The following is a 6,942-nucleotide window of genomic DNA, read 5'->3' on the forward strand; positions in this document are numbered from 1 at the left end:
ATTTCCATTCCAATAAAGCTCCTCAATATCGGAAAATGACGATGCATTTTTGGAGACTCTAACTATAGAATTATTAACTCTCATGGACTTATCATCTGCATATATAGGCCACAGCGCAGTATTATATGCATATGGTATGGATATTGGCAGACATTTTCCAGAAATCATATTGAGCACGGAATCCGAAATACGTCTTTCCGTCGAAAGGACTCCGTATTTCGCCTTCAAAGGCTGATATATGAATACATCCGCCTGCTGGAGATCCTCCCTGAAATCTTCTGGAACCTCATTACCAGTATACCCGCTCTCTCTATACATCAGAACGGATTCATAACTGTTGCGATGCTTTATAGAGACATTATGGCTTTCTGAGATAATGGGAGAAATAAACTTGGCGACAGCCCCGCCCTGACAGTTTGCATAGATCAGAATATTCAGCATAACTTTTTCCGCTCATGGCAACAAACGCACAAAACAGCAGGAGAAGACCGAGAGCCTCAAGATTTCTGCCTCAGGGCGCCTGATCACGATATAAATCCGCCGCAGAGCAATCAATAGTTTCCGTGTCGTTGGCGATAATTGCGTCATGCGCTTTCAAAAATTAGCCCGGAAGGATCCAAGCAGAACCTCTTTGGACAAATTTCCAGCCGATGAGTCTGGTGGCGATATGATGGGGGCGTGCCGGCCTGCCGCTTGACCGACGGACGGCACGGCGGGTTGAACGCTGAACGGAGGGGGCAATTCCTGTTTCATGCTGTTCCAAACGCTCCATCCGCTGCAGTTCCCCAGGAAATCCGGTTGCGGACCTTGACGCGCCCGCCCGATTGCCGTAAGCACGCCGCGCATGCGTCGGCACCCCTGGAGGCCGGCGCCCTTTTCGTTTTGGAGTATCGTCATGACCAAGATCATTCCGCTCGGCGCTGAGACGCGCGAACGGGCCGGCAAGGGGACCGCCCGCCAGACCCGCCGCGACGGCCGTATTCCGGCCGTCATCTACGGTGGTAAGCAGGCTCCTGTCACCATTTCGCTCGAAAAGTTCGAGTTCACCCGCGTCCTGCATCAGCCGGGCTTCTTCACCCACCTGTTCGACGTCACCGTCGACGGCACTGCCCATCGCGTCCTGCCGCGCGACGTGCAGTTCCACCCGGTGACCGACGTCCCGCTGCATGTCGATTTCCTGCGCGTCTCCTCCGACACCCGCATCAACGTGCAGGTTCCGGTTGAGTTCGCCGACCAGGACAAGTCGGCCGGCCTGAAGCGCGGCGGTGTGCTGAACATCGTCCGCCACGAGCTGGAGCTGAGCTGCCCGGCGGACAACATCCCCGAGCACATCATCATCTCCTGCGAAGGCTTCGACGTGGGCGACTCGATCCACATCTCCGCCGTCAAGCTGCCGGAGGGTGTGACCTCGGCGATCACCGACCGCGATTTCACCATCGCGACCATCGTTGCGCCGTCGGGCCTGAAGTCGGAAGAGGGCGCCGCCGCCTGATCGGGCGCGTTCGACCTTTGAAGATGGGTACGGTGGGGGGCTTCGGCCCCCCGCTTCGTTTTGTGAAGTATGCTTGCGGGAGGGCTAGGGGACATGCTGCTTCTGGTCGGACTGGGCAACCCCGGCAACGAGTATGCCCGCAACCGCCACAACATCGGCTTCATGGCGGTGGAAACCATCGCCCAGCGCCACCGCTTCACCCCGTGGAAGAAGCGTTTCCAGGGCCAGACCGCCGAAGGCACCGTTGCCGGCGACAAGGTGCTGGCGCTGGAACCCGCCACCTTCATGAATCTCTCCGGCCAGTCGGTGGTGGCGGCCCTGCAGTTCTTCAAGCTGAAGCCCGAGAACGTCGTCGTCATCCATGACGAGCTGGACCTGCCCCCCGGCAAGATCCGGGTGAAGAAGGGCGGCGGCCACGGCGGCCACAACGGCCTGCGCTCCATCGACGCGCATATCGGCAAGGACTACTGGCGCATCCGGCTCGGCATCGGCCATCCCGGCAACAAGGATCTGGTCAGCGGCTATGTCCTGCACGACTTCGCCAAGGCCGACCAGGGCTGGATCGACCCGCTGCTCGACGCCGTCTCCGACAATCTGCCGCTGATCGTGGACGGCCAGCCGGAGCTGTTCATGAACAAGGTGACGGTGGCGACGCAAGGCAGATAGCCCTCAACCGATCCTGCCCCTCTCCCACTTCGCGTTTGCGCTTTGCCCCCCTTCGTAGGATAAAGCGGCTCAATTCCAGCATTTCCGACGGCGAGCACCCACCCATGGGCTTCAATTGCGGCATCGTCGGCCTGCCGAACGTCGGCAAGTCGACCCTGTTCAACGCGCTGACCGCCACCCAGGCGGCCGAGGCGGCGAATTTCCCCTTCTGCACCAAGGAGCCGAACGTCGGCCGCGTCGGCGTGCCCGACCCGCGGCAGGACAAGCTGGCGGAGATCGCCAAGTCGCAGAAGGTCGTCCCCACCCAGCTGGAGTTCGTGGACATTGCCGGCCTGATCCGCGGCGCGTCGAAGGGTGAAGGGCTGGGCAACCAGTTCCTCGCCAACATCCGCGAGGTCGATGCCATCGTCCATGTGCTGCGCTGCTTCGAGGACGACGACATCACCCATGTCGAGGGCAATGTCGACCCGCTGCGCGACGCCGAGGTGGTCGAGACCGAGCTGATGCTCGCCGACATGGAAAGCCTGGAACGCCAGCTCACCAGCCTGCAGAAGAAAGCCAAGGGTGGCGACAAGGACAGCAAGATCAAGGCCGACCTGATGGAGCGCGCCCTGAAGGTGCTGCAGGACGGCAAGCCGGCCCGCGTGGTCGAACTGTCGGACGACGAGAAGCCGGTGTTCAAGCAGTTCATGCTGCTGACCGACAAGCCGGTGCTCTATGTCTGCAACGTCGAAGAGGCGGCTGCCGCCACCGGCAACGCCTTCTCCGCCAAGGTCGCCGAGAAGGCCAAGGCCGAGAACGCCGAGGTCGTGGTGATCTCCGCCGCCATCGAGTCCGAGGTCGCCCAGCTGTCCGACCCGGCCGAGAAGGCCGAGTTCCTCGAATCGATGGGGCTGGAGGAGACCGGCCTGAACAAGCTGATCCGTGCCGGCTTCAAGCTGCTGGACCTGATCACCTTCTTCACCGTCGGCCCGAAGGAGACGCGGGCCTGGACCGTGCGCCGCAACGCCAAGGCCCCGGAGGCAGCCGGCGTCATCCACACCGATTTCGAACGCGGCTTCATCCGCGCCGAGACCATCGACTACACCAGCTTCGTCACGCTGGGTGGCGAGCAGGGGGCGAAGGACGCCGGCAAGATGCGCCAGGAAGGCAAGGAATACGTCGTCCAGGACGGCGACATCTTCCACTTCCGCTTCAACGTTTAAAGCCTCGGGGTCTGATGGAAGCGGGGCGGCGCCGTCGCCCCGCTTCCATCTCCGCCGTCACCCAACTGTCATATTGCCGTAACAATCCGCGCGCGCCATCCTTCGGTTAGAGGTGACGCCTGAACCCACCCCCAATCCGACCGAGGGGGTGCGATGCAGGCGACGCGGATTCTGCTGGAACTGGCCGGGAATGTCGTGTTGCTCCTATGGGGGCCGCACATGGTGCAGAGTGGGCTGACCCGCGCGCTGGGTGGCGATCTGCGCCGCGTTCTTGGGGCCGGGTGCGCAACCGCTGGACCGCCTTCCTCTCCGGCATGGGCATCGCCATGTTGCTGCAGAGCAGCACCGCAACCGGTTTGATGGCGACCGGCTTCACCGCCACCGGGCTGGTGTCGCTGATACGGGCTTTGGCGGTGATGCTGGGGGGGGGCCTGCTGTCCTGGCCGCCCATTCCAGTGTCGCCGCCTATCCGGTGCTCAATCAATCGAGTGAGCTGCTCCCCAGCCGTCTCAAGCGGGGAACGGCACGGGCGTAACCGATCATGCCCGATGGGAGACCTGCGCCGTCTTCGCTTCGACCTTTTCTTGTCACCGGCGCCGCAATGTTAACACTTTCGTAACCGTGTAAAATTCGCCAAGCTCTTTCGCGACATGGTTAACAAATCGTTACTATGGTTGTTATGGCAGCGAACACCTAGGAACGGTTGTCGAAAGGGAGCGGACGGTGGCGAACACGCACGCGACGTCGAACGGACCCGCGAACGGACCCGATGCACAGGGGATGTCCGACGCTGGATTCGCTGAACGGGTGCGCGATGCCATCGACCGCCGGGAGCTGTCGCTGGTCTTCCAACCGCAGGCCGACGTCGTCACCAACCGCCTCACCGGCTTCGAGGCGCTGTCGCGCTGGCGCCTGTCCGACGGCACCATGCTGCCGCCCGACGTGTTCGTGCCGATGGCCGAACAGGGGGAGGCAATCCATCTGCTGGGCGAATGGACCCTGCGGACGGCCTGTGCTGCGGCGGTCGGCTGGCTACAGGCCGGCTATCCCGACATTCCGGTGTCGGTGAACCTGTCGGCGCGGCAGCTCGACGACCCGGGGCTGGTGCTGAAGCTGCTGGGCATCCTGAGCGAAACCGGCCTGCCCGCCGCCAACCTGAAGCTGGAGCTGACCGAAACCAGCATGTTCAGCCAGAGCGCCGAAGCGCGCGAGGCGCTGCTTCAGCTGCGCGGCGCCGGAATCAGGCTGGTTCTGGACGATTTCGGCACCGGTTGGTCGTCGCTGTCGACCCTGCGCCGGGTTCCGGTCGAGGCGCTGAAGATCGACAAGCAGTTCGTCCAGGCGATGGTCGAGGATCGCGATGCCGCCGCCATCGTCCAGGCGGTGGTGGCGCTTGCCCATGCGCTGAATCTGGGCGTGGTGGCCGAAGGGGTGGAAACGCCGGAACAGCGGCTCTACCTGCAGGCCTACCGCTGCGACATGCTGCAGGGCTATTGGCTGTCGCGCCCGCTGACCGCCGACGGACTCAGCGACTTCCTGGCCGAACGAAGCGTCATCGGCACCCTGCTGACAATGTCGACCGGTTCTGCCGCTGGGCCGCAGACAGCAGGATGACCCGCCGGGTCTCGTCCCACTCCGTCAATTCGCCTGCCTCATCGGCGGTGGCCCAGCAGGCTTCCAGCGCATCGTCGGCACAGAGCGGCTCGCCCTCCGCGCTCTCCGCCGCCACTTCCACCAGCGTGTAATGGTAATGGACGCGCCCCTCGGCATCGGGGGTGATGGCGTCGACCACGGTGACGATCCCGGTCGGAATCACGTCCAGCCCGGTCTCCTCCCGCACCTCGCGCACCGCGGTTTCGAACACGGTCTCGCCGACCGACTGCGCCCCACCCGGCAGGCTCCACTGCCCCATCCGCGGCGCCTTGCCCCGTCGGATCAGCAGGACCTCGTCCCCGCGCCAGACGACGACCCCGACACCGACCCAGGGGCGGTCGGGATATTCGCGGCTGGAACGGTCGGGTGGGGTGGCGGGCATGAACGGCTCCCTATCGATGGCTTGACCCGAGGGTAGCGCGGTCCGACACTGGGACACCAGACGCGAAAGACGCAGTGCCGCATCCCGCCGGCGCCCCTCCCCGACTGCACGGCCGCCCCATGAAGCTCAACGAGATCCGCACCTTCATCGCCGTCGCCGATGCGCAGTCGGTGCAGGAGGCCGGCAACCGCCTGGGGCTGACGCAGTCCGCCGTGTCGCGGCTGATCCAGCGGCTGGAGGCGGAGCTTGGCGTCGTGCTGTTCGACCGGCAGACCAAGCCGCTGGCGCTGACCCGCGATGGCGAACTGGCGCTGGCCCATGCCCGGCGCATCCTGGCGGCGACCTGCGACTTCGCCGACGCCTTTGCCGGCTCGACCGAGCCTCGCGGGCTGCTGCGGCTGGGAACCGCGCATGTGCTGACCGCACTGACCACCGGTCGGCCACTGGACGAGTTGCGGGCCGGCTTTCCCGGCCTGACCCTGCGGCTGCATGCGGACTGGAGCAACCCGCTGATCGAACAGGTTCGCGCCGGCACGCTGGACGGTGCGGTGATCCTGCTGTGCCAGGAGCAGGCCCCGCCCGACGACCTGCCGGTCCGACGGATCGGAACCGAGCCCGTCAGCATCATCGCCGCACCCGGTGACGGCACGGCCGATCTGACCGCCATGAACCAGCGCGGCTGGGTGTTGCAACCGAACGGCTGCCGCTATCGCGAAGCGCTCCATCAGGCTTTGGCGCCCTTCGGCCTGCAGCCGAACGTGACGGTCGAGGCTTACGATCAGAGCCTGCTGGTGTCGCTGGTGTCCCGCGGTGTCGGCTATGGTCTGGCACCGATGGGATTGATCGCACCGATTGCAGAAGCGGCGACGGTGCGGCCCCTCGATCTTCCCAACTTCCGGATGTCGGTGACGATCTGGCTGATCCAGGCGCGCACCACCGGGCGCATCGCCGCGGTGTTCGACCGGCTGGAGGAGGCGCTTCGACGCGAACTGGCGGCAGGACGGCGGACGGATTGCATGGCTGGGCAAGCCGCATTCCTGCATTCCGCCGCGGAATGACCCGCTTGCCGATTATGAATTTGCCGAACTGTTGATGCCCGCCTATCGTCGGGCAGACGCAATTCCACTGCGAGCAGTTCCACAACATCGGTGCGCAGTGATGCGCCGATCCGGGAGGATGCCTTGACCACCGCCACCCCTGCACCGGCGCCCTCCTGGAGGACGCCCGCACTCGTCGTGATCTGCGGTTGCCTGATCTCGATGCTGGCCTTCGGACCGCGGTCCAGCATGGGTCTGTTCATCGGCCCGCTTTCGGAAACCCGCGGCTGGGGCCGCGACGTCTTCGCCCTGGCCATGGCGATCCAGAACATCCTGTGGGGAGCCGGCGGCCCCTTCGCCGGGGCGCTGACCGACCGCTACGGCCCGGCCCCGGTGCTGGCCGGCGGCGGGCTGCTCTATGCCGCCGGGCTGGCGCTGATGCCCTATGCCACCACAAGTGTGGAGCTGTACCTGACAGCCGGCGTGCTGATCGGCCTTGGGCTGTCG

9 protein-coding genes are annotated in these 6,942 nt (G+C 64.3%); 7 read left to right on the plus strand and 2 right to left on the minus strand.

Annotation, left to right across the window (positions count from 1 at the left end):
- The coding region (locus I71_RS37150; protein ID WP_148294161.1) for a WcbI family polysaccharide biosynthesis putative acetyltransferase at positions 1-441 on the minus strand (441 nt) is incomplete at its 3' end.
- A 454-nt stretch (positions 442-895) separates the two neighbouring features.
- Between I71_RS37150 and I71_RS06110 the strand changes: the two genes are divergently transcribed.
- The 5 genes from I71_RS06110 to I71_RS06125 all read left to right on the plus strand — a co-directional run bounded on the left by I71_RS06110 (position 896) and on the right by I71_RS06125 (position 4,977).
- On the plus strand, positions 896-1,492 hold the full coding sequence (locus I71_RS06110) for a 50S ribosomal protein L25/general stress protein Ctc (RefSeq protein ID WP_042692378.1): 597 nt from the start codon (positions 896-898) through the stop codon (positions 1,490-1,492).
- A 93-nt stretch (positions 1,493-1,585) separates the two neighbouring features.
- Positions 1,586-2,158, plus strand: coding sequence for an aminoacyl-tRNA hydrolase (gene pth / locus I71_RS06115; RefSeq protein WP_042692381.1), 573 nt, complete (start codon positions 1,586-1,588; stop codon positions 2,156-2,158).
- Between the two features lie 104 nt (positions 2,159-2,262).
- Positions 2,263-3,363, plus strand: a complete 1,101-nt coding sequence (ychF, locus tag I71_RS06120; RefSeq protein ID WP_042692384.1) for a redox-regulated ATPase YchF — start codon at positions 2,263-2,265, stop codon at positions 3,361-3,363.
- Positions 3,364-3,689: 326 nt separating this feature from the next.
- On the plus strand, positions 3,690-3,971 hold the full coding sequence (locus I71_RS39535) for a hypothetical protein (protein WP_244433672.1): 282 nt from the start codon (positions 3,690-3,692) through the stop codon (positions 3,969-3,971).
- A gap of 172 nt (positions 3,972-4,143) precedes the next feature.
- Entirely contained in the window at positions 4,144-4,977 is an 834-nt protein-coding gene (locus I71_RS06125; RefSeq protein ID WP_244433671.1) for an EAL domain-containing protein, read from the plus strand.
- On the opposite strand, the gene I71_RS06130 is transcribed toward I71_RS06125, so the two are convergent.
- Positions 4,916-5,398 carry an NUDIX hydrolase gene (locus I71_RS06130; protein WP_042692389.1) on the minus strand — a complete coding sequence of 161 codons (483 nt, stop codon included), beginning with the start codon at positions 5,396-5,398 and terminating at the stop codon, positions 4,916-4,918. The genes I71_RS06125 and I71_RS06130 overlap by 62 nt on opposite strands.
- A 119-nt stretch (positions 5,399-5,517) precedes the next feature.
- On the opposite strand from I71_RS06130, the gene I71_RS06135 reads away from it, so the two are divergent.
- Together I71_RS06135 and I71_RS06140 are read left to right on the plus strand one after the other, a co-directional pair.
- Positions 5,518-6,456, plus strand: coding sequence for a LysR family transcriptional regulator (locus I71_RS06135; protein WP_042692392.1), 939 nt, complete (start codon positions 5,518-5,520; stop codon positions 6,454-6,456).
- A 123-nt stretch (positions 6,457-6,579) separates the two neighbouring features.
- The coding region (locus I71_RS06140) for an MFS transporter (RefSeq protein ID WP_148294162.1) at positions 6,580-6,942 on the plus strand (363 nt) is incomplete at its 3' end.

The sequence above is a fragment of the Azospirillum sp. B506 genome, from assembly GCF_000333595.1.
In the GTDB taxonomy this organism is placed as follows: Bacteria; Pseudomonadota; Alphaproteobacteria; order Azospirillales; family Azospirillaceae; genus Azospirillum.

What these genes read in the sequence shown, in the direction of transcription:
- I71_RS06110 (WP_042692378.1), top strand. Translation starts at nt 896, where the DNA reads ATGACCAAGATCATTCCGCTCGGCGCTGAGACGCGCGAACGGGCCGGC.
- pth (WP_042692381.1), top strand. Translation starts at nt 1,586, where the DNA reads ATGCTGCTTCTGGTCGGACTGGGCAACCCCGGCAACGAGTATGCCCGC.
- ychF (WP_042692384.1), top strand. Translation starts at nt 2,263, where the DNA reads ATGGGCTTCAATTGCGGCATCGTCGGCCTGCCGAACGTCGGCAAGTCG.
- I71_RS39535 (WP_244433672.1), top strand. Translation starts at nt 3,690, where the DNA reads ATGTTGCTGCAGAGCAGCACCGCAACCGGTTTGATGGCGACCGGCTTC.
- I71_RS06125 (WP_244433671.1), top strand. Translation starts at nt 4,144, where the DNA reads ATGTCCGACGCTGGATTCGCTGAACGGGTGCGCGATGCCATCGACCGC.
- I71_RS06130 (WP_042692389.1), bottom strand. Translation starts at nt 5,398, where the DNA reads ATGCCCGCCACCCCACCCGACCGTTCCAGCCGCGAATATCCCGACCGC.
- I71_RS06135 (WP_042692392.1), top strand. Translation starts at nt 5,518, where the DNA reads ATGAAGCTCAACGAGATCCGCACCTTCATCGCCGTCGCCGATGCGCAG.